Raw genomic sequence first — 22,049 nt, 5'->3', positions numbered from 1 at the left:
GGTCGTGATAAGAAAATACCGTCGGGTCAGGATATCCCCCACCAGCCACTGTTAAAAAAGAACAGCGTGGCCAGAGGCAAACAAAAGGGTAATACCGCCTGTTTTACCCATTAATGAACATTAATAGTTATTTAATCATTTGATTTAGATATTTATTTTTCCTGTTTATCTCATTGGTTTTCATTTACCCCGATACCCGGGGAGTTAAACTGCCCAGTTCGTTATTTTGTTTTTTGCTGAAATTTGATAGACTTAGCACTCATATACCGAGAACCGGAACGCTGGTGAAATGTTCATTAATGGGTATTAAGAGACATCAGTGGAACGGAATGTGCGCCAACTACCTGGGAATGGGACATCAAATGGACATATCATCATTACCTCCATTGACTGTGGGGACAACGAAACACGGTTCGGCTTCTGCCGCGACATTATCAGGAACACGCTTTCGGCCCAATCTGATTTTGTCCATTTTCGTTTTTCCGTTTCTGGTGTCGTTACCGGCTGTAGCGGAAGACATCATTTATCCGGGTTACAACGATGTCAGGTTTGACGGAGAAAACCTGTATCCTCAGGACAGTACATCGGACAATACCGTTACCGTCAATGATACTCCCGGCAATCCACTCGCAACTGTCCAAGGAGGAGCTGCAAACACAGGACAGCTCTTCAACAATACCGTGACCGTCAATGGCGGGACAGTGAGCCTGGGCATTTACGGCGCACGGCTGTCACTGGTCAGCGAGAACAATGTCGCCAATAACAATACTGTCAATGTGACGAAGGATTTCAGAGATCCCAATTACACTATAGACCCGACTGTTATAGGTGGCATGGCATTCGGTGGAGAGGCCAATGGCAATACGGTCATCATGTCCGGGGACAGTGTCGGCGGCCAAATCCAGGGCGGACGGGGCGAATATGCCGACAACAATACCGTGATACTTGGCGAGAATGCAATTTCATCGGGGACACTGGCGGGCGGGGACGGCGATTCTGGCGCCAGCAATAACACGGTTTACCTCAGGGATAATGCCGAGAGCCACGGTTACAGTCTGTACGGCGGTCATGGTGACAGAGTAACGAACAACAAGGTATTCATACAGGACAATGCGACAGTCTCTTCAGGAACCACGCTGGCGGGGGGGTACACATACCGGGATGGTGCATACAGCAATAGCGTGTCCATATCCGGGGGAACCGTCAGCGGAAACGTTTATGGAGGGCGTGGGATAGTGGCGCATGACAATCATGTCGTCATCGAGGGCGGAAACCTTGACAATTCGGCAGGAATGGTAGCGGGCGGCGCCAGCTCAGAGGCAAACGGGTCCCCTTCAGACAACAGTGTAACCGTCATTGCCGGGAATGTCGCGCAGACCATATATGGCGGATATGACAGATTTGCGTCCGGTGGCGTTCTCGCAAACAATAAGGTAAATCTTGAAGGGGGCGTGGTAACAGGCGCCGTATATGGTGGTTATGGCAATGGATCTGTAACCGGAAACGAAGTGACTATCGGTGACGGGGCAACAGTTGGCGGAACCGATGTAGCGGGTGGGATGACCGAGACGGGGGTACTTGGCAACAACAAGGTGACAGTAACCGGAGGCACTGTTACGGCGATCCTGTATGGTGCACTGGCCAGAAACGGCGACGGGACGGCTGTTGTCAACAACAATCATGTGATTCTCCGGAACGGTACGGTCGCGGACGTATATGGCGCTTATGGTGAATCGGGCGAAACGGTGAACGCCAACGATGTCACTATTGATAATGCAGGCGGAAATCCGGTAGCCAATGCCGTCACAGGTGGCGCAGGAACCGGAAATGTCAGTGACAACAAGGTTTTTCTCCGGTCCGGGAAGGTTGACATCCTTACCGGTGGAGAGGGAAAGGGCAATGGAACAGTCAGTGGAAATACCGTCCAGATAATCGGCGGTACGGTTACCAATACGGCTGGTGGCCGTACTGCCACTGGAACGGCCAGCGGCAATATTGTTTCCGTAAAGGGCGGAACCCTCAACGGTGGCACGTATGGAGGTTATAGCGACAGTACAGGTTCTGTCAGCGGTAATCTGGTCGTACTTGAAAACGGACAGGTCGGAGACGTTTATGCCGGGTACAGCAATAGCGGAACCGTCAACGACAATACCATTGTTATCGCCCCGGTAAACGGCAATCTGGCCATCGGCGGGAGCCTGTACGGCAGCAATAACGGAGGAAGCAGGAATACCCTGGATATCCGGAGAACAGGTCTGACCGCGAAAAATGTCAGTCGTTTTGAAAATTACCGTTTTGTCCTGCCTTCCGGAATACAGGCTGGAGAAACCGTCCTGACCCTGACAGCGAGTGAAAATACGGATCTGGAAGGAAGCACCGTCGGAGTCGGCGTAGCGGCAGGAGGAAGCCCTGTCCTGCAAGCCGGAGATCGTGTGACGCTGATCCACAAAAATGCAGGACAACTGACAGGGTCATACAGTCAAAACAGCCTGAGAGGCCAGCAAGGTGTCAGCCTGAAATACGATTTTGATCTGAGCAATACCGACACAGACCTCGTTGCCACCGTGAAAAGCGTCAGCGTCAACCCCGAAGTCAGCGTTTTCAACAGCGGGCGGCTGGCGACCCTTGGTTTTTTGAACGAGGGAACCGACTTTGCCCTGACAGAAGGCGTAAAACGGATCATGGATACCTCCAGCGCCCGCGGTACCCGTCTTTATGGGGCCATCAGCGGAAGCGATCTGCGATATGATACCGGCAAGAAAAGCCATGCCGACGCCTCCGGAACTTACTGGCTCATCGGAGCGACAGGCAAACTGGACAATGCCCCAAACCGTGACCTTACCGCGAGCGTTTATATCGAAGCAGGATGGGGAGACATCACAGGAAACAATCCCTCTACAAGCGGAAGTGGAGATACCCGTTACTACGGCCTGGGAGCCATAGGCCGTTACCAGCAAAAAGAAGGCCCTTTAAAAGGAGCGTATGCCCAACTCAACGCCAAAGCCGGACGGACCACAACCGACTTCGACAGCCACATTCTGGATGGCAAGGGCCAGAAAACCGGATACGACAAAGAGGCCACCTATTACGGAGCCGGCTTGGGAATCGGATACCAGTGGAACCTGACCAATGCCAGCCAGCTTGATCTGTTTGCCGATTACCAGTGGACCCGGCTGGAAGGCTTTGATGCGGACATAGGAGGCGATCTGTTCCAGTTCGACGATATAGACAGTCACCGAACGAAAGTGGGCGCAAAACTGAGCTTCACGGAAAACAGACAGTACACTCCTTACATAGGCCTGGCATGGGAACATGAATACAGTGGAACCGCACGGGGAAGCGTTTATGAATACCGGCTGGAAGAAAACAGTCTCAAGGGAGACAGCGGCATAGGAGAAATCGGAATCCGTTTCAGTCCCGAAGCCGACAGTGCATGGAGAATAGACGCAGCGGTAAGGGGTTATGTGGGACAGAGAGAAGGCGTAGCCGGAAATCTGGTCTTCAATTACCTGTTCTGAATGTGTCTCCGAGCTGTCCGCCAACAGCCGGCCGGCTCGGAAAAATCCCGGAATAGCGGAGGTTTTTTACAGGGTCGATTTTTCCATTTTATCGCGGAGTAGTTGAAGTTTGGTTCCAGTTATTGCTATAGAAATTTTATTTTTGAAATTAAAATAAAGTTTATTGCCATAAATTGGAAGAGTATGCCAAATGACTGTTGACGCTACCGATCGCCGTATTCTGGAATGCCTGCAAAAGGATGGCCGTTTGCAAAATATCGATCTGGCCCGGAAAATCGGGCTCTCCCCTTCACCGTGCCTTCGCCGCGTCCGGCAACTGGAAGAATCGGGTGTGATCGAACGCTATGTTGCGCTGGTCAATCCGGTCAAGGTCGGCATGGGGCTGACGCTGTATGTGAGAGTCTGGCTGACGGGACAGGACACGGATACCGTCGATCATTTCATTTCCGAGGTCAATGCCCTGCCACAGGTGGTCGAATGCTACCTGATGGCGGGAGATTGCGATTTTCTTTTAAGGATTGTGACTTCCGATCTGGATGAGTACCGGAATTTCCAGATCCGGCATTTGACGCGCATTCGTGGTGTGCAAAGCGTCAAGACCGAGATTTCCCTTCAGCAGATCAAACGGACAACCGAGTTGAAGCTCCGATAGGAAATCCCGGCTATCCGGCAGATAGGCAGGCGGTTCTGCCAAACCGCCGTTTTTGCCGGTGCGGAAATAGTCTTTTTACAAGCCGGTTACGGTTTCAACAAGACGGGAGAACGCTTCAGGGCGGTAAACGGATTGATCGACCGGCACTTTTGTCGGGATGACGACCGGCGCCGGTTTGGCGTGCAGCGAAGTGAACGAAGGCGCGTGGAAATGGATGCGGATTTCCCGGTTTCCGTCTGTTTTCTGCCAGAGTTCGAAGCTCATGAAACTGCCCGGCGGGATGGGATTGGTTCCCTGCCCTTCTACTGTCCAGTTGATGCCGAGCAGTCCGCCCACGTAGGCGATATCGGTATCATGCCCGACCAGAATGGACAGCGGTTGCGACTGTTCCGACAGCAGGGTATCGTGAATGTTTTTCACCAGATATTGGCCGCCGGCTTTCGCCAGCAAAGGCGCGCGGTGCGTCGCGTCGAATACGCGGTCATGCAGCGGGACGATCTGTCGCAATACGGTTTCATCCACTTCGCCCCAGCCCGCGTTCCTGTCGGGCCACTGGCCGTATTCCAGCAGCATGATTTCGGCCAGACTGGACGCGATGGGCCATTTCCCGGAAATGTCCAGTTTCGGTTTTTCCGGGTCGATTTTCATCCGCGTGGGCAATTCCTGCAAGGTCGCGCGGTTTTTCCCCGCTTCGCGCAGGCCAGGCCGTTTTCCGCAACAGCCTGTGATGTCCTGCAAGCGGTTCAGGGCGGCAATGATGGCTGGATCCTTGTCCAGATTGTCAAGGCGCATCTGTACCTCTTCCAGCGCTTCCTGATGATTCATCGCACGGTAGGAAGCCAGATCGGGATGAAAAAGACTGTCGTAACGGGTTCCGTATTGAGGCCGGATTTCGCAGCCCGGCGCGAGTCCGTCGAAAATGGCGATTGCCGTTTCGCGGGTCCGCTGGTCTTCGTCGGCAATAAGCGAGTACTGTTCCGGCGCCGGACAGCCGTTTGCCGGAATCAGTCCCTGCCTGACGAGGCCGGGTTTCAAGGCTGTCCATTGTGCCTTGACGAGCGCCTTGCCCCGTTGGGTCAGTTCGCCGGGCTTGACCGGCCATACCGGCCAGGGCTTGTTGGCCCATTGCTTCAGTGTCGCGGGGGTCTGGGTGGGCGAGCGCACGCCGTGACGGCTGAAAATGACGGTGCGTATCAGACGGCTTTCCGGTTCGAAAGGCGTGTCTGCATGAACGAATGCGGCAGGAATGATGGAAGTCAGCAAGATAAGAACACAGTATCGGGCAAACCGTTTCATAAAAGGGCCTGTTTCACGCGATGGACAAGGAGCATTTTGCTTTTTTTGTGAAAACCGGTTTTGTTTTCGAGCAAGGTTTGAAGGGATTGTCTGAATACCCGGGCAGAAAAAATGCCGGAAATCGGGAGAGAACGGGTTTTTTCGTGCAGTTGGCCGGATTGCGGTAACATGTGCTTTTCAGACAGGCTGTTTTTTCGATGAATCCTTCCGCGTCGGTTTTACGGGGTTACTTGCTGGCTTTGTCGGCCACAGTACTGTGGAGTACGGTTTTTCCGCTGGTTCGGGTGTTGCCGGTTGCCCTTTCTCCGGTCGAACTGGCGTTCTGGCGCTGGCTGTTCACGTTTTCCTGTATGCTGCCCTTCGGTATGGCGGCTGTCCGGAAACATTGGCCGCTGGTGAAAAAAAACGCAAAGTGGATGGTTCCGGCCGGTGTGCTGGGTTTTTCGCTGTACAGCATTTTGATGTTTGAGGCCGGTCATACGACCGATGCGACCAATATGTCGCTGATTGCCGCGACGGCGCCGGTTTTCATGGCGCTTTTTGCCGGATTTTTTCTGGGTGAACGGCTTTCGCCGGCCCAGTGGGGCGGATTGGGAGTGGCCGTTGTCGGCGTTCTGGTACTGGTGTTGCAGGGAGATTTCCGGCGTATTGCGGGGCTTTCGCTGACGGTGGGCGATTTCTGGATGCTCCTGGCCGCTTCGTTCTTCGCCATATACAGCATTCTGGTGCGGCGGCGGCCGTCGGCGATGCCGCAGAACGTTTTCATGACAGCCATGCTGGCTTACAGTCTCTTGGCGCTCTCTCCTTTCATGATGGCCGAAGCCGTGAAACCCGGATACCGTTTGCCGGATATGACGACGCTTCTGATCATGCTGTATATCGCGCTTGTTCCGACCCTGATCGGTTATCTGTTGTGGAACCGTTCGGTTGAGTGTATCGGGGCGGCCCGTGCCGGGATCGTGTATTACAGTATTCCCCTGTTCAGCAGTCTGGAAGCGGTCGTTTTTTTGCATGAAACCGTTTCGTTTTCCCAGCTTGCCGGCGGCGCGCTGATTATCGGCGGCATTCTCCTGTCTTCCCTGAATGTGCTGAAGACGCTTTGGCGTTCATAAACGTCTTTTCTTCTTGTTACGCCAGAACAATCCACCGCTTGCGTTGCCGTGACAGAATGCAGGCCGGTTCTCGTGAGAAGTCGTACCGGTCAAGGGCCGGCAAACGGTTTTTCACGCTATGTGAGTGAGAGAATCGGGCAAGAATCAGGTATTTTCAGCACTGCCCTTTTCTTTTGCGGAAAGCTATAGTGATATCAGTCGCATTTCTGGACGGTTCACGCTTTTGATGATGGAGGCGCAACATGGCAAAAAATCTGATTGCCTATTATTCACGTTCCGGCAGCAACTACAAGGGCGGCAATATTGTCGATCTGCCGGAGGGAAACACGCAGGTTGTGGCGGAAAAAATCCGGACGTTGACCGGTGGCGGCCTGTTCCGTATCGAACCGGTCAAGCCCTACCCTGCGGACTATCACGAAACGGTTGAACTGGCGAAAGAGGAACTGGGAAAAAATGCCCGGCCGGAATTGACGGATACGGTGAAGGATTTTGCGGACTATGACGTCATTTACCTCGGCTACCCGATCTGGTGGGGAGTGATGCCGATGCCGGTGCTGACTTTTCTGGAATCTTATGACTTTTCGGGAAAAACCATTGCGCCGTTCTGTACGCATGAGGGCAGCGGACTGGGCATGAGTGAACGGTATATCCGGCAATCCTGTCCGGACGCCAGGGTATTGCCCGGCCTCGCCATACAGGGTGAAAAGCGGGATCAGGCCGACCGGGAAATCGGAAACTGGCTGAAAAAGCAGGGGCTGGCAGCCTGAAGATCAGCGGTTTTTGAAACGTTCAGCGGCTGTTTTCAGAGAAAAACCGGCCCGGTCGGAAGCGTGGGGGTACAATTCGTCCAGAAAATTTTTCTCGGCGGCCAATTCTTCTTCGGGAATTTCTTTCCACCAGTGCCGGTTGGGGCCGGTTGTGCCGTCATGCCAGCGGTATCCGCGGGTTTTCAGGCTGTCCCTGACCTCGAAAGGCGCGCCAAAAGCCCGGACGGTGACCGTTTTCTTTTCCGCCTGATAAAGCAGATCGGCAAACGCCCGGTTTTGCACGTGGAACAGCCATGCCAGCGCCAGACAGTCGAGCGAGGCCCTGTGCGCTTCGTAGAAGTAGCCTGACTTGAGCAAGAGTTCTTCCAGTTTCAGGTTTTTGAATCCCAGCGAATTCCAGTTAATGCCGGCAAGCGAGCAGGCCCATTTCCTGTCGTCGAATCCTTTGAAACGCTTTTCGAAAAACGGCCGGTCGAAAGCGGCATTGTGGGCGACGATCAGGGCGGCGTTTTCCAGAAAACCGGCGACTGTCTTTTCGTCAATGCGTTGCCCCCTGACCTTTTCGTCCGTAATGCCGGTCAGTTCCGTAATGAAAGGCGAAAGCGGTTTGCCGGGGTCTTCATAGGCGCTCAGAATGGCGTCAAGGCTGACGAGCTTTTTTTTCGAGGGGGAAAATGAGGCCCTGACCAGTCCGAGTTCGATAATGACGTCTGTTTCCGAAGACAGTCCGGTGGTTTCGGTATCGAGAAAAACGATGGGGATTTCGTCGCCTGCCGCTTCCTGAAAACGGTAAGGCAAGGCAAGTCCGGATTTGCTGACCGGGATGCGCTCCAGAATCCGGAAGTCGTCGGTTTTGGCAAGAAGCCTTTTCAGCCGCTTTCTGAGCGATTGCCAGTCCTCTGCCTTGCCGGTAACAGGCAATTCGGTTCCGGATTCTCCGAAAAGGTCAGGTTGTTGTGGAGGCGACAATTCCCCATTCATGGATTCGGCCGTTTCAAATAACGCGGGACAGGCCTGAATCATACCCCCGGATGAGTTTTCTGACGACGAAAAAGCGTTCAGGAGCATGCAAAAATCCAACGGAGTGTGGGGTGCCGGATACGGAAGCCGGGTTGTGTCCTGTTACAGGCGATCAGGTCGTTGTCTTTTTGATGGTTTCCTCTAACGACACTTTTTCGGCGCGTTTTCTTTCCATCCAGAGTTGCCAGGCATTGAAAAGATTTTGCCAGACGATATAGGCGCTGGCTCCCACCGCGACAATGGGGGTGAGATAGGTTTGCGAGAGCCAGGCTGCGAGAATGGCGTTTTTCTGGCCGAGCGCCTGGCCGCCGGTGATCCGCTTTCCATAAAGGGTGCCCAGCCATTTGCCTGCCGTAAAGAGGAGGCAACAGACAAGGAAGGAAGAAACCGCGAGCCAGATTGCCATTATTTTGTCAGACGGTTCGTTCACCAGTGTATTGACTGTCCGGGCGATCACGATCATAAGCGTTATTCCCCACAGATAAAAGGCGGCTTCCTGCCACTTTGCCAGCAGCGAGCCCGCTTTCGGCAGAAACCGTCTTAGAAACAGCGCCAGCAGAAACGGCAGTATCAGTAAGGGAAAGACTTTTTGTGAAATGATGAAAAAGGTTTCCCAGAAGCCGATTCCGCCGCTCATCGGGTGAACAAGGGGAAAAAGCAGCGGCGCCGCAATGGCTGTCGCCAGGTTGGAAAGAATCATGTAACTGGTCAGGACGGCGGCATTGCCTCCGAGTTTTTTGGTGATGACGGCCGCTGCCGTGCCGGTTGGCGTCATGATGCAGACCATGGCGGTTTCGGCAACCGGGACGTTAAACGGCCTGAGAACGAAATAGAGCGCTACGCTGCCGGCGATCTGGAGCCCGACGAGCCAGACATGGAACGAGGTGAATTTGAGATCGGCCAGCGGGATTTTGCAAAACGTCAAAAGCAGCATGACAAAGATGAAACCGGGCACCAGAAAACTGAAGTGTTTCCATATCGGGAAACCGATGGCGCCGATCAAAATGGCAAGCGGCAGTGTCCAGTTCCGGATGAATGAAATGACGGTGTTCATGATAGCCCTTTCCGCGTTTTTCAGACAATAAGGGGAAGTGAACTTCCTTGCGGAAAGTGTAGCGCTTTGTTATCTATATAAAAAATACTTTTTTTATTTTGATTTTATATGTTTTGTGTATAAGTTGGGCGGCGGCATGGAACGGGCGCCGTCTTTTTTGGAAGGAGAGATACCTCTTCTGGCCATTGCCTGACGAAATGGCCGGGACTGGATTTTGTGCCGGCGCTTATGTCCAGTCGGTATATTTCACCCAGTTTTCGTAGGGCAGCATGTGTCCGAAATCCGCTTGCGGCGAGGATCGTGTTTGGTAAGCGGCAAGCATTTCCGTTTTTGTCGCCACTGCCGTTTCGGAAAGCGGGGTCAGTCCTTCCATTTTTCCGGTTTCCGCCGGCCGGCAATACCTGCCGAAATAAAAAAGATTGTCGTTGCTGGGGGATTTTTTCCGGACGGTTTTGTTGAATTCCCGGGTGACGATGGCGGAAAGCAGTTTGTTTTGCCGGTTTCCGTATTCCCCATCGGGGTTATGCGTCACGATTTTATGCCACTCTTTGACGGTCAACAGCATTTTCAGCACGATTTTGATATCGCTGCGGGCAAAATACCAGTGGCTGCTTTTGCCCCGCAGGTTCTTTTCGCGAAAAGCGAATTTCATCGACTGGGAATGGCTGGCGGAAAGCGCCCTGTCCATTTCCGCAACGGTTTCGGGATGCGCGCCGCCGGTCATGCAGACGACCAGATAGTCTTCCCCGAGAAGGTGCCCTCCTCCCCATAAGGCTTCTTCGCCGGGACGGGTAACGATCATCAGGTTTTTCGCACGGTTCAGGTCGATACCGGCCAGCAGGTCGCGGCAGTGTTTCTTTAAGCGATGTTTTTTGGTGAAATGCCTTGCTGTCAGAAGTATTTTTGCCGCTAGCAGGAAATGAACCGCCATGTTTTCTTTCAGGGAAGGATGTTTCTGCTTCGTAACAAAGTGATGAAACCGTTCCACTTATTATAGGGGATCCAGTCTTCGTAGAGGAACATGTGCTCGTGGGATTTTCTCGGACCGATCTGGCTGGCATAAGCGGGCAACATGCGCTCGAGTTTGACACTGGCAAGGTCGGGCGGTAAGGGAGTGTGACGTTTGAGTTTTTCAGGATAACGCCGTTTGTAATAGATGCCGAAATAAAACAGCTTGTCTTTATGGATCAGTTTTTTGAAACCCGATGTGACAAAACGGCTGATTTTGCGGTGATGGCGGTGCCCGTATTCGCCCCGCGGGTTATGGGTCACAATCCATTCCCACTTTTTCGCGCTCATGATGAGGGCAAGCGTTGCGCTGATGTCGTCTTCAATGTTTTTCCAGCGGTCCTGTTGCTGCTGAGCGTTGAGATCGGGAAAGCCGAGTTTCAGGTATTGGGCCTCGCAAATGGTCATGGCCTTGTGAAGTTCTTCGTCTCTTTCCGCGTCCGTTCCAGCTGTGACGCAGACGACGAGATAGCGCCCCCTGTCACGATAAAGATGGGCGCCACCCCAGATCGTTTCGTCGTCGGGATGGGCGACAATCATCAGCTTGTCGGCCTTGTCGAGATCGACGGTTTCCAGAAGCTGCCTGATCTGCGGCTCAGCCTGTTTGCGGTGATGTTCCGCTTTCCGCGTGTTTTTGTAACGGATGTAAAAATAGAAAACGGCTGCCAGAACAAGGCCGGAGAGAAGAAAGACGGATAGTGCGGTCATTTTTCAGGTGAGAAAGAAAACGTCAGGGCAGCCACTGGAAATTCATCTGCCGCCAGAGGCTTGTCAGGCGGGTCATCGCTTCGTCGGGTTTCATGGCGGCATAATCCGGCGGATCCATCACATCGGGATTCGTGCCGGAAACCATCAGTTCCATGGAATAACACCGGTTTTGATGGACGGTGCGGTATGCCTGAACGGAAATCGACTTGCTCATGGCGGCATCGCTCCCGCTGAAAACAGTGTAAATTGTATCGCCATGCCTCACCGTTTTGAGACTTCCCGCCTTTGCCGTGGCGGGAAGGCTCCGGCATTCCCGGACGGTTTGGGGATCGTCGCTGACGCCGATCCGGATTTCTGCCGCGGTCGTTTTCTGGGGGGTGCCCGGCAAGGCCAGGGAAACCAGCGGTGTTCCCTTTTCTTTTTCGCCAAACCAGCTCCAGCTTCCGTTGTCGAGATAAGCGGGTTCGAACTGTCTGGCCGGTTTGAGGTGCGATGGATAGACGAACTGGAACCCGTATGTACTGTCGATCCAGGTGTTGATTTGCCGCGGCGTTTCCATGAGACGCTTGCGCAGCAGGTTGACGTCGATTACGGCGCTGTCCTTGCGGTATTCGGAAGGAACGTCGGCAGGGTTTAGTGGCCGATCGCCCGTTCCGGCCGTTGCCAGTCCGGCTGACAGCGTCAGCGTGCAGGTGATGAACAAAATGCTGGCAATATCGTGTTTGCGCATGATATTCCGCTCCCAGGGCATTCCCTTTTACAGGGATTGCCGGATGTAACTTTCCGTTTTCGTAATGTGCGCCGTGAAGGATACGGCATAGCCTGTTGCCGGATTCAGCTGGCAGTCGAAAGTGAAATAATGCCAGTTGTTTCCTTCCCTGACCTGTCCCGTTCCGGTGAGCTGCCTGTTTCCTTCAAGTTTCAGGCTGCCGCTTTCTCCGGTGCCAAGAAACACGCGGTCTGCGCCCGTGTACTGCTTTTGGAAATAATTGAGGGCCGCAGGACGGCACATGGTTTCGGCAACTTTTTTGGCGTCACTCCATTTCATCGCCATTTTGCGTTCTCCGGGAGAAGACAGTTTGGCAAAAGCGCTGCGGATATGCTGTTGCTGCCTTGGCGAGAGTTCGCTTTTGGCTTTTGCGGAAGAATCGGTATTATCGGCAGCCGCCGGACACAGGACAAAGAGCGCCGCCGCCATGCCGAAAAGGGTTCGCGAAAAAGGGTTTGTTGACACGCTACAGCCTCCGTAAAACGTAAAAGTCGCTATCGCCATCCATCAGGCGCTTTTTTGCGCCGATTTTCCCAATAGTAACAGGGAATGGCGGATTTGCTAAATGTCCGTGGTCAGCTCTTTGCCGTTTTGCCGGGCATTCTTTTGAAAATCAGCGCAGGGGAAGCGGATTCCAGTCGAATCCGGCTTTTGCCGCGCCATAACCGACTGATGCGCCGAATTTCTTCAGGACGCGATCAGACAGTTTTTCCTGTTCGGTGTAATCGACGGTTTCAGGAGATTTGATCACGTCGCGCGCAACGCTTTCAACGGTGCCCAAGTCGTCGGCCAGTCCCAGTTTGATCGCTTCAGGCCCCAGAAAGACCAGACCGCTGTATATTTCCCGGTTTTCCTTCAGGCGGTTACCGCGTCCTTCGCGGACGACTTCAATAAATTGCTGGTGGATCTGGTTCAGCATGGACTGGGCATACTGGATCTGTTGCGGTGTCTGGGGGCTGAACGGGTCGAGGAACCCCTTGTATTCGCCGGCTGTCAGCAGGCGGCGCTCGATGCCCAGTTTATCCATCAGGCCGGTTACGCCGAATCCGTTGATCATGACGCCGATCGAGCCGACGATGCTGGCCTTGTCCACATAGATTTTGTCTGCCGCGGCAGCAATGTAGTAACCGCCCGAAGCGCACAGTTCCTCGACGACGACGTAAAGCGGTTTGTCGGGATAGGTATTGCGCAGGCGGCGGATTTCATCGTAGATCATGCCGGCCTGTACGGGACTGCCGCCCGGACTGTTGATTTTGAGGATAACCCCGGTCGCCATCGGTTCTTTATAGGCCCTGTCGAGCGCCTTGATGATGTTCGACGCCGAAGCGTTTCCTGTCGCTTCGATGGTTCCCCGGATTTCGATTACGGCGGTATGGGGCTGGACGGGCGCGCCTTCTCCTTCGGAAAAGGAAAAGTTCCTGACCGAAACGATGAGGAAGATTATCAGAAAGAGGGTTACCAGTTTGAAAAATATTCCCCAGCGGCGGCGTGCGCGCTGTTCTTTCAGGGTTTGGAACATCAGTTTTTCGAGAACGTCCCGTTCCCAGTTGTTTTCACTCATGACAGATCCGTTTCACCAAGTTGGGTTTATGCGTTTTCGTTCAGCCACCGGTGCAAATCCCCCACCGAACCGGCGGAATACAGCGGATGCAGCAACTGAAGTTCTGCCGGGGAATGCGCACCGTATTGTACGGCGATTCCGGCAGCTCCGGCATTGTTCGCCATCTGCAGATCGTGTGTTGTATCGCCAATCATAACGGTGCGTTTCATGGGTTCGCCGAGTTGTTCGGTCAGTTCCAGCAGCATGGCGGGATGGGGTTTCGACCAGGTTTCGTCGGCCGTGCGGCTGGCGTCGAAATAAGCGCGCAGGCCAGCTTCGTCCATGGCGCGGTTTAACCCTGCCCGGCTTTTGCCTGTTGCCACAGCCAGCAGGTAATTCTGGCTTTTCAGGTCGTCCAGCATTTCTCGCACACCCTCGAAAAGAGTGGTTTTACGGCTGTTTTCCAGAAAATGGAGACGATACCGGTCAACCAGTTTCGGATACAGCCCCGGATCAAGATCAGGCAGGACGGTTTCCAGCGCTTCCTTTAAGCCCAGACCAATGACATGGGCGGCCTGTTTCCTGTCCGGTTCGGGCAGTCCCAGATCGACGGCGGAATCCTGAAGGCTTTTGACGATAGCGGCTGTACTGTCCATCAGGGTGCCGTCCCAGTCGAAAACGATCAGATTGAATTGCTGTTTTGACATATTCAGGGGTTTGTTTGGCGGATGCCGGCTGCTTTGTTGCCGGCTTCGCATCAGTCGAAAGGGTTTAAAGGCGAATTTTACCGTAATTTTATGGCATGTCCTTGCTGTTTCCGGACTCCAGGGTTTTCAGGTAGCCGATGCACTCGTCGGGCAAGGGAGCTGAAATCGTCAGGGGTTTTCCGGTTTCCGGATGAATGAATGTGATTTTATAAGCGTGCAGGAACATCCGTTTTAACGCGTCTTCCCCTTTCTTGCCTTTTTGCAGTTGCCGGTTCAGCTCGAAGTCGCCGTATTTGTCGTCGCCGGCAATGACAAATCCCGAAGAGGCCAGATGGACGCGGATCTGATGGGTTCTGCCGGTTTTCAGTTCCGCTTCCAGCAGGGTGAAATCGGGATAATGTTTCAGCACGTTGAAAATCGTGTGGGAAGCCTGTCCGCTTTCATCGACACGCACCCGCCGCTCTCCTTCGGCCGTATGGTATTTCAGCAGAGGCAGCCTGACATGCTGCCGGGGGTTTTTCCAGTCGCCGTGCACAAGGGCCTGATAGCGCTTGTCGACGGAACCGTCACGGATCTGTTCGTGCAGCCGGGTCAGGGCCGACCGCTTTTTCGCGAGAACCAGAATGCCGGATGTCTCCTTGTCCAGCCGGTGAACCAGTTCCAGGAATTTCGCGCCGGGCCGCATCGCGCGCAATTGTTCGATAACGCCGTAGGATACGCCGGAGCCGCCATGAACGGCAACGCCGGCCGGTTTGTTGATAACGAGAACGCTGTCGTCTTCATACAGGATATCGAAACCGGCTGGCGGAATGTGTTTTTCTTTTTGCTCTGCCGTTTTGACTGGCGGAATGCGGATAATGTCGCCGGTACGGATCCGGTAAGTCTGATCGACCCGTTTTTTGTTGACGCGGATTTCGCCCGAACGCAATATCCGGTAAACATGGCTTTTGGGCACTCCCTTGAATGTCCTGAACAGGTAATTGTCGATGCGCTGACCGTCTTCATTTTCGGTCGCCGTAATGAGCCTGACCTGCCTCATTTGTGAATTATCACCAGTATCGACCTGTTTTTTAAGGTTTTTACTGACTTTGCCTCTAGGAGTCGGATTCATTTATCGCTATAATCCTGCATCGGCCGGCAATTTGTTGCGGCTGTCTGTGTACAATAAAAATAATCATTCTACACAGTTGCGGCTTCCATTGGCCCTGTTTGAAACAAATTCAATGGAAAAGATGTGTACGCGCCATTCCCGTGCCAATCCAGGTTGCGCCGCAGCGTCAACCGGACAAGACACCCGAATGTGGATTTTGCGTCTGGATAAAAAGGATTCGAGAAACAAGCAGAAACGGTTCGCTGCTTGTTTTGTGATGTGTTCAAACCGAAAAATTTTGATGTCGTTTGGCTTTGATTTGCCGTTTTCATTGTGCCGGTTGTTTGTTGACTGAATGAAATGCATATTGCAGGCGTAATCGCTAACCTTGAAATTGATCAGACCCATCCCCGTTCACCGGACGGGCCGGACGACCTGTGTCGTCTTTGCCGCCGCGGTGACTGTTTCCTGTCCAGTCCTCTCCTCCATGCGTACACCCGATTGATTTGCGGGAACGCCTTTTAGGCGTTCCGGCTAAAAAATAGCTGGCTTAAGCCAGGGAGTGTATTTATGAAGCGTATGTTGTTCAATGCAACGCAGCAGGAAGAATTGCGCGTTGCGATTGTCGACGGGCAGAAACTGATCGATATCGATATCGAATCGAATGCCCGGGAGTTGCACAAATCCAATATTTACAAGGCGGTCATCACCCGTATTGAACCTTCTCTTGAAGCCTGTTTCGTCAATTATGGCGAGGACAGACACGGTTTTCTGCCTTTCAAGGAAGTTGCCCGTTCCCTTTTCAGGGATGGGGTGGATGTCAGAAGCGCCACGATCAAGGATGCCCTCTCCGAAGGTCAGGAAGTCATGGTCCAGGTTGAGAAAGAAGAACGCGGAAACAAGGGCGCCGCCCTGACCACTTTCATTTCGCTGGCTGGCCGCTATCTGGTTCTGATGCCGAACAATCCGCGCGGAGGCGGCGTTTCCCGTCGTGTCGAGGGAGAAGAACGGCAGGAATTGCGCGAAACGATGGACAAGCTGGACGTGCCGCCGGGCATGTCGATCATTGCCCGTACCGCCGGTATCGGACGGACGGTCGAGGAACTCCAGTGGGATCTGAATTATCTGCTGCAACTGTGGAACGCCATTGAGAGCGCCGGGTCTTCCGCGCCGGGCGCATTTCTGATCTATCATGAATCGTCACTGGTCATTCGGGCCATCCGCGATTATTTCCAGCCGGATATTGGCGAAATCCTGATTGACACGGATGAGATTTACGAGCAGGCGCGCCAGTTCATGAGTTACGTCATGCCGGATATGGCCAACCGCGTCAAACGGTATCGCGACGGCGTGCCGCTTTTCTCGCGTTTCCAGATCGAACACCAGATCGAATCGGCTTATTCGCGCGTCGTTTCGCTGCCTTCTGGCGGCTCCATCGTGATCGACCATACCGAAGCGCTGGTGGCTATCGACGTCAATTCGGCCCGTTCCACACGGGGAACGGATATCGAAACGACGGCCTTTACCACGAATTGCGAAGCGGCCGAGGAAGTCGCGCGCCAGTTGCGTCTGCGCGATCTGGGCGGCCTGATCGTGATCGACTTTATCGATATGGAATCGCCGAAAAACCGGCGGGAAATCGAGACGCGCCTGAAAGAGGCGCTGCATTACGACCGCGCGCGCGTCCAGATGGACAAGATCACGCGTTTCGGTCTTATGGAACTCTCGCGCCAGCGTTTGCGCCCTTCCCTCTCTGAAGGCAGCCATATCACCTGTCCGAGATGTAACGGAACCGGCCATATCCGCGATACGGAGTCGTCCGCATTGCAGGTTCTCCGCATTATCGAGGAAGAATCCATGAAGGAAAGTTCGGCCGTTATCCATGTCCAGATTCCGGTCGATGTCGCGGCTTTCCTTCTGAACGAGAAGCGTGGCGAGATCATGAAGATCGAGGCGCGGCACAAGGTCGAAATCGTTCTTATCCCGAACAAGTATCTGGAAACGCCCCATTACAAGCTGGAACGGATCAAACACGACGATCCCCGGCTGGAAGAACCGCAACTGAGTTACAAGCTTGCGGAACAGTCCGATATCGACATGAGTTTTTCCAAACGGCAGAAAGAACCGGCCAGACCGTCTCAGGAAGCCGTGGTCAAGAACATTCCGGAAGGCATGCCGGCTCCTGTGGTGGATCACTCGCTAGCCCCGGCAGAAGCGGAAAAAGGATTTTTCGATCGTTTGCTGGGCTTTTTCGGCATCGGCAAAACGGAAGCGGTTCAGGAAGAACCGGTTGAAAAACAGCCGGCCAAAAACGTCCGCAAGGGCAAAAATGGCGAGCGTTCCCGCAATCGGGGGCGTCGTGGCGAGCCCCGTGAAGACAGAAGCAAGAGTGTCCAGCCTGCCGTTTCCTCCGCGGAACAGGAAGAGACTGTTGCTGCCTCGCCCAAAAACACTCGTCAGCGCAGAACGCGTGGAGAAAAAGGCGAACGCCAGCGGGAAGATCGCCGGCCGGCAAAAAGCGAAGAAGACAGCATAAAGCAGGAAGCGCCTGTAACGACTGTTGCCGCCAGACCGGAAGTGACCGCGCTGGTTCCGGTAACGGAAGCGGTCCAGATCGTTTCCGCCGAAACTGAAGGGGTGACGGAAATGCCGGATCCGGAACGCGCGGCCGGTACAGACGAGGAAACCCGCCGCCGTCGCCGTCGTGGCGGACGTGGCCGGAGCCGTCGCGATGTGAATGCCGAGGTTGCTGTCGAACAGGCCGAAATGGAGGCGTCCGCGTCCCCGGCCGAAGCGGAAGTGCCTGCGGTTGAACCGGTTGTCGAATCGGTTGCCAAAGAAACGGCTGAAGAAACGGACGCGGTTAAACCGGCTGGGGAAGCGGTTGAGGCCGGAGAAGAGAATGCCGTTCCTGCACGTCGTGAAGGCCGCCGTTCCCATCCGAGACGCCGCCGCAGTACAGCTTCTTCCGCTGCCGGTTCGAATGCGGAGGCTGAAGTAGCCGACGCGACGGCTGTGGAGGAAATGGAAAAAGACAGCGCGGCAGGGATTCCGACAGAACCGGGCGTTCCCGAAGAAGTGGAAAAACAGGAAGAATCCGTTAGCGAGTCAAACGTTGAAGAGATAAAAACGGCGGAAACGGAACAGCCTGCCGTAACGGAACAGCTGGCGGAAGAAGCGAAACCGGAAGAAGTAGGGCTTGCCGGAGAAACGGATGTGGAACCGGCAGTGGAAACAGTGGAAGTGGACGATTCGACGAAAGTGCACTTCTATTCCGAAAAGCTCATCGAAGTGGAAACGGTTTCTGTTGAACCTTCTGTTGCCGAAGCGGCTCCCGATCCGGCTGCCGAGCTGGATCGGATTCTTGCGGAAGCCGGCCTGACGATGGCCTCTACCGATCCTGAAAAGCTGAAGAAAGTTCAGGAAAGTGGAAGCCAGCCTGAAGTGGAACCGGTCAGGCGGCCTGTCCGCAGACGGAGAGCGCCGGTTGTCGTGGATGAGGGGCCGCTGATTCAGGTGGATACCCGCAAGGAGTAAACCGGGAAGCAGTCCGGATTTCCACCCTGCCATAAAAAAACCGCGTCCAGACGCGGTTTTTTATGGATGCCGCAAAGAAATGTACGGAAGATGCGAGTTTTCTTCAGATGGCACTGGCTTACTGCATGTCGAAAAGCAGAAAGTGGGTGTTTTTGCTGGCGGTCAGGGTCAAATGGGCGATATCTTCAATTGCCGCGCCGTCTCCGTTGACGACGGTTTTTTTTCCGTTAATGGAAAGTTCGCCTTCGATAATTTGTATCCAGACTCCTCTGCCGGGCGCGACAGGATGTTCGATGGCCTTGCCGCTTTTCAGCCTGGCGACATAGACGTCGGCGTCCTGATGAATGGAAATGGAGTTGTCGCGGGCCGTTTTGCTGGCGATCAGAACGAGACGATCGTGTTCGATATCGCTGAAAGAAGCCTGTGTGTATTCCGGACGGACATGTTTTTCATCCGGCAGAATCCAGATTTGCAGGAAATGGACTTCTTCATCGGGAGAACCGTTGTATTCACTGTGCAATACGCCCTTCCCTGCACTGATGCGCTGCACTTCGCCGGCTTTCATGATTTCATGGCTGCCCATGCTGTCCTTGTGTTCCAGCGCGCCCGAGACGACATAGGAAATGATTTCCATGTCGTTGTGCGGATGCAGTCCAAATCCCTTTCCGACGGCAACACGATCTTCATTGATGACGCGCAGGGAATGAAATCCCGTAAAACGCGGATCGTAATACCGGGCAAATGAAAAAGTGTGAAAGGTTTTCAGCCAGCCCTGATCGGCATAGCCCCTTTCCTGTGATTTTCGGATATAAATCATGTACGGTTCCTTCTGACAAGCGGCAATCCTGGCCAGGTTTTCAAACCGGCTTCCGGTTCAGCAGCCTGAACGGGTTCGTCCAAAATGCCTGGAAAAATGCTAGCCCCGAGCGGAAGGCAAGTTCTTGACGCTTCTTAAAGACATGTTTTATACGTGTCGAACACGTGTCTTGGCAGCGCCGTTTCGGGATAGAGGAGCGCTTTTGGACGATGCGAGGAAACGCTCTTTTCCGGAATCCGGAAAAGAGCGTTGTCAAACCGCTTTTCTGCCTGTAAAAGCCGGTCAGCCGAGCGATTGGGCCGCTTCGTCTATCAGACCGACAATCTCGCCGGCGTGGGAAATGATGGAGGCATGGCTGGAATTCAGGGTAATCACTTTTTTGGCTTCAAGGCGGTCTGCCAGCCATTTCTGGGTTTCCGGCGGCACGATCCGGTCTTTGGACGAGATCTGGTACCAGCTCGGCAGGTTTTTCCAGGCAGCTTCACCCGATGGATCGTTCAGGACTTTGGAATAGATCGGCTTTTGGGTGACGCTCATGACGTAAGCCTTGTCTTCCGGCACATCCTGACAGTAGCTTTCCCTGAATTTGTCATATTTGATCCAGATGTAATCCATCTGGTTGACGAAATTCGCGGCGCTTGGTGAAGGGTCGCGATAGGCCAGCACATCGTTGATCGTTTCGCTTTCATCCAGTGAATAGGCCGCACAGTAAACCAGGCCTACGACATTGTCTTCATTGCCCGCACGGGTAATGATGGCGCCGCCGTAATCGTGGCCGACCAGTATGACCGGTTCCTGATGGGCGCCGATGAGGCGGATCAGATTGTCGGTGTCGTCTTCTATCGACTTTAGCGAGTTTTCAACGGCACGTACCTTGTAGCCTTTGCCATAAAGGCCAAGTATGACATTTTCCCAGTGAAAGGCATCGGACCATGCGCCATGAACGAGGATAACAGTAGGTTTGGTAGCCATAATTTTCCGGAGAGTTAAAAAATGAATGAGAAAGGGATTTTTCCAAATCTTCCCTCAAGATAGGGCAAAAGCGGTTTTTGTGTACTGATATCCGACAAAATCCGTTACCGGGATCGGGCGCCCGTGCCAGCCAATAAGGCGGTATGAACAGGGTCAGGCGGTTAAACCGGACTGACCGGAGGGGGTTGACGCTGTTTTCAAAGAGAACGCATGATCTGGCGCTCGGGTATCGTCGGGCGGGCGTTTCTTCTTTTCGGGCAGCTCTTTCTTTCCATGAAACCCTTCCCGGTTCGTGGTATCTTTATTATTTACCCTGTTTTCCTGACCGTTTTTGCCCATGACGCACCCGATTTTCCCGATTGATTTCGAAAATGAAACGAAACGGATAAGCCGCCCCTTTTCCGCCTTCCCGGATGCGGACAGTGCGCTGCTGGACAAACTCGGGCGTCCTTTGAGGGATTTGCGCATTTCCGTTACGGATCGCTGCAATTTCCGGTGTGTGTACTGCATGCCGAAACAGGTCTTCGGCAAGGATTTCCGTTTCATTCCTCATGCGGACATGTTGTCTTTTGAGGAAATCGCCCGGATAGCGCGTCTTTTCGTTTCGTTGGGTGTGGAAAAAATCCGCCTGACCGGCGGCGAACCACTCTTGCGCAAGCATGTTGAGAAGCTGGTCGCCCAGCTGGCCGGGCTGAAAACGCCGGATGGCCGGCGTGTCGATCTGACGCTGACGACAAACGGTTCGATGCTGGCGAAAAAGGCACAGTCTCTCTTCGATGCCGGCTTGCGGCGCATTACCGTTTCGCTGGACGCCTTGGACGATCCCGTTTTCCGGAAAATGAACGATGTCGGTTTCCGGGTCGCCGATGTGCTGGACGGTATTGAAACCGCGCTTTCGGCCGGTTTTTCTCCGGTCAAGGTCAATACGGTTGTCCAGCGGGGCATGAACGGAAATCAGGTGTTGCCGCTTGCCCGGCATTTCCGGAACACGCCGGTTATTGTCCGGTTCATCGAATACATGGATGCCGGTTCCAGTCATGACTGGGCAGCCCGGAAAATCGTCCCTGCGCAGGAAATTGTCCGAACCATTGACGCTGAAATGCCGCTGGAAGCGCTGGAACCGCATTATCGCGGCGAAACGGCACGGCGATGGCGCTATCGTGACGGCAGCGGTGAAATCGGCGTGATTGCGAGCGTCACGCAGGCCTTTTGCCGCGACTGTACGCGGTTCCGTCTTTCGACAGAAGGCAAACTGTACAAATGCCTTTTCGCAACGGACGGGCACGATGTGCGGTTTATGCTGAGGGATGGCTGGTCCGACGAGGAAATTGTTTCGGCTTTGGCCTGGCACTGGCGGCGCCGGGATAACCGGTATTCCGAATTGCGCGGCCATGCGGCCGCTGCCGCCGGCCGGAAAATCGAAATGTCCTATATTGGAGGATAAGAATGGTCTGGATGCTTTCGGGATTGACCGATATTCCC

The 22,049-nt window shown here is 54.0% G+C and carries 19 protein-coding genes; 6 read left to right on the top strand and 13 right to left on the bottom strand.

Features of this window, described 5'->3' with window-relative positions:
• The first annotated feature begins 299 nt into the window (after positions 1–299).
• Both OFAG_RS09380 and OFAG_RS09375 read left to right on the top strand, forming a co-directional pair.
• Positions 300–3,518: an autotransporter domain-containing protein gene (locus OFAG_RS09380; RefSeq protein WP_155979200.1), complete on the top strand. Its 3,219-nt coding sequence runs from the start codon at positions 300–302 to the stop codon at positions 3,516–3,518.
• A gap of 190 nt (positions 3,519–3,708) precedes the next feature.
• Positions 3,709–4,170: an Lrp/AsnC family transcriptional regulator gene (locus tag OFAG_RS09375; RefSeq protein ID WP_005876452.1), complete on the top strand. Its 462-nt coding sequence runs from the start codon at positions 3,709–3,711 to the stop codon at positions 4,168–4,170.
• A 75-nt stretch (positions 4,171–4,245) separates the two neighbouring features.
• On the opposite strand, the gene OFAG_RS09370 is transcribed toward OFAG_RS09375, so the two are convergent.
• Positions 4,246–5,466, bottom strand: coding sequence for a histidine-type phosphatase (locus OFAG_RS09370; protein ID WP_005876454.1), 1,221 nt, complete (start codon positions 5,464–5,466; stop codon positions 4,246–4,248).
• Positions 5,467–5,663: 197 nt separating this feature from the next.
• Here OFAG_RS09370 and OFAG_RS09365 point away from each other — a divergent pair, with 197 nt between their 5' ends.
• Together OFAG_RS09365 and OFAG_RS09360 are read left to right on the top strand one after the other, a co-directional pair.
• Entirely contained in the window at positions 5,664–6,578 is a 915-nt protein-coding gene (locus OFAG_RS09365) for a DMT family transporter (RefSeq protein ID WP_005876457.1), read from the top strand.
• Positions 6,579–6,820: 242 nt separating this feature from the next.
• The gene (locus OFAG_RS09360) at positions 6,821–7,345 is read left to right on the top strand and encodes a flavodoxin (protein WP_005876459.1); all 525 of its coding nucleotides are present in this window, start codon (positions 6,821–6,823) and stop codon (positions 7,343–7,345) included.
• Between the two features lie 3 nt (positions 7,346–7,348).
• Here the strand turns inward: OFAG_RS09360 and OFAG_RS09355 are convergent, their stop codons facing one another.
• From OFAG_RS09355 to OFAG_RS09315, 9 genes are all read right to left on the bottom strand, one after another.
• Positions 7,349–8,326 (bottom strand): 3'-5' exonuclease, encoded by a 978-nt coding sequence (locus OFAG_RS09355; RefSeq protein ID WP_040721304.1) that lies wholly within the window; start codon positions 8,324–8,326, stop codon positions 7,349–7,351.
• 151 nt (positions 8,327–8,477) lie between these two features.
• The gene (locus OFAG_RS09350) at positions 8,478–9,419 is read right to left on the bottom strand and encodes a hypothetical protein (RefSeq protein WP_005876463.1); all 942 of its coding nucleotides are present in this window, start codon (positions 9,417–9,419) and stop codon (positions 8,478–8,480) included.
• 226 nt (positions 9,420–9,645) lie between these two features.
• Entirely contained in the window at positions 9,646–10,350 is a 705-nt protein-coding gene (locus OFAG_RS09345) for a hypothetical protein (RefSeq protein ID WP_005876465.1), read from the bottom strand.
• An 8-nt stretch (positions 10,351–10,358) separates the two neighbouring features.
• Positions 10,359–11,135 (bottom strand): PIG-L deacetylase family protein, encoded by a 777-nt coding sequence (locus OFAG_RS09340; RefSeq protein ID WP_005876466.1) that lies wholly within the window; start codon positions 11,133–11,135, stop codon positions 10,359–10,361.
• A 22-nt stretch (positions 11,136–11,157) separates the two neighbouring features.
• Positions 11,158–11,865 carry a hypothetical protein gene (locus OFAG_RS09335; RefSeq protein WP_020995189.1) on the bottom strand — a complete coding sequence of 236 codons (708 nt, stop codon included), beginning with the start codon at positions 11,863–11,865 and terminating at the stop codon, positions 11,158–11,160.
• Between the two features lie 27 nt (positions 11,866–11,892).
• A complete protein-coding gene (locus OFAG_RS09330; RefSeq protein WP_020995188.1) occupies positions 11,893–12,369 on the bottom strand; it encodes a hypothetical protein in 477 nt (158 codons plus the stop codon).
• A gap of 148 nt (positions 12,370–12,517) precedes the next feature.
• Positions 12,518–13,465, bottom strand: coding sequence for a signal peptide peptidase SppA (sppA, locus tag OFAG_RS09325; RefSeq protein WP_005876473.1), 948 nt, complete (start codon positions 13,463–13,465; stop codon positions 12,518–12,520).
• 26 nt (positions 13,466–13,491) lie between these two features.
• Entirely contained in the window at positions 13,492–14,151 is a 660-nt protein-coding gene (locus OFAG_RS09320; RefSeq protein ID WP_005876476.1) for an HAD-IA family hydrolase, read from the bottom strand.
• A gap of 88 nt (positions 14,152–14,239) precedes the next feature.
• Positions 14,240–15,262 carry an RluA family pseudouridine synthase gene (locus OFAG_RS09315; RefSeq protein ID WP_005876478.1) on the bottom strand — a complete coding sequence of 341 codons (1,023 nt, stop codon included), beginning with the start codon at positions 15,260–15,262 and terminating at the stop codon, positions 14,240–14,242.
• A gap of 549 nt (positions 15,263–15,811) precedes the next feature.
• On the opposite strand from OFAG_RS09315, the gene OFAG_RS09305 reads away from it, so the two are divergent.
• Positions 15,812–18,778, top strand: coding sequence for an Rne/Rng family ribonuclease (locus OFAG_RS09305; protein ID WP_005876480.1), 2,967 nt, complete (start codon positions 15,812–15,814; stop codon positions 18,776–18,778).
• Positions 18,779–18,896: 118 nt separating this feature from the next.
• Here OFAG_RS09305 and OFAG_RS09300 read toward each other — a convergent pair whose 3' ends face one another.
• The 3 genes from OFAG_RS09300 to OFAG_RS14195 all read right to left on the bottom strand — a co-directional run bounded on the left by OFAG_RS09300 (position 18,897) and on the right by OFAG_RS14195 (position 20,906).
• Complete coding sequence (locus OFAG_RS09300; RefSeq protein WP_005876482.1) at positions 18,897–19,595, bottom strand: pirin family protein; 699 nt, start codon at positions 19,593–19,595, stop codon at positions 18,897–18,899.
• Positions 19,596–19,877: 282 nt separating this feature from the next.
• Complete coding sequence (locus OFAG_RS09295; RefSeq protein ID WP_005876484.1) at positions 19,878–20,567, bottom strand: alpha/beta hydrolase; 690 nt, start codon at positions 20,565–20,567, stop codon at positions 19,878–19,880.
• Positions 20,568–20,720: 153 nt separating this feature from the next.
• Complete coding sequence (locus tag OFAG_RS14195) at positions 20,721–20,906, bottom strand: hypothetical protein (RefSeq protein WP_040720134.1); 186 nt, start codon at positions 20,904–20,906, stop codon at positions 20,721–20,723.
• Between OFAG_RS14195 and moaA the strand changes: the two genes are divergently transcribed.
• The gene (gene moaA, locus OFAG_RS09285; protein WP_020995186.1) at positions 20,905–22,011 is read left to right on the top strand and encodes a GTP 3',8-cyclase MoaA; all 1,107 of its coding nucleotides are present in this window, start codon (positions 20,905–20,907) and stop codon (positions 22,009–22,011) included. The genes OFAG_RS14195 and moaA overlap by 2 nt on opposite strands.
• Positions 22,012–22,049 lie beyond the last annotated feature (38 nt).

Origin of the sequence: Oxalobacter paraformigenes, assembly GCF_000158475.2 — a bacterium.
Taxonomy (GTDB): Bacteria; Pseudomonadota; Gammaproteobacteria; order Burkholderiales; family Burkholderiaceae_D; genus Oxalobacter; species Oxalobacter paraformigenes.
Note: the sequence above shows the minus strand (reverse complement) of the source record. Positions and strands in the feature narration are given on the sequence as shown.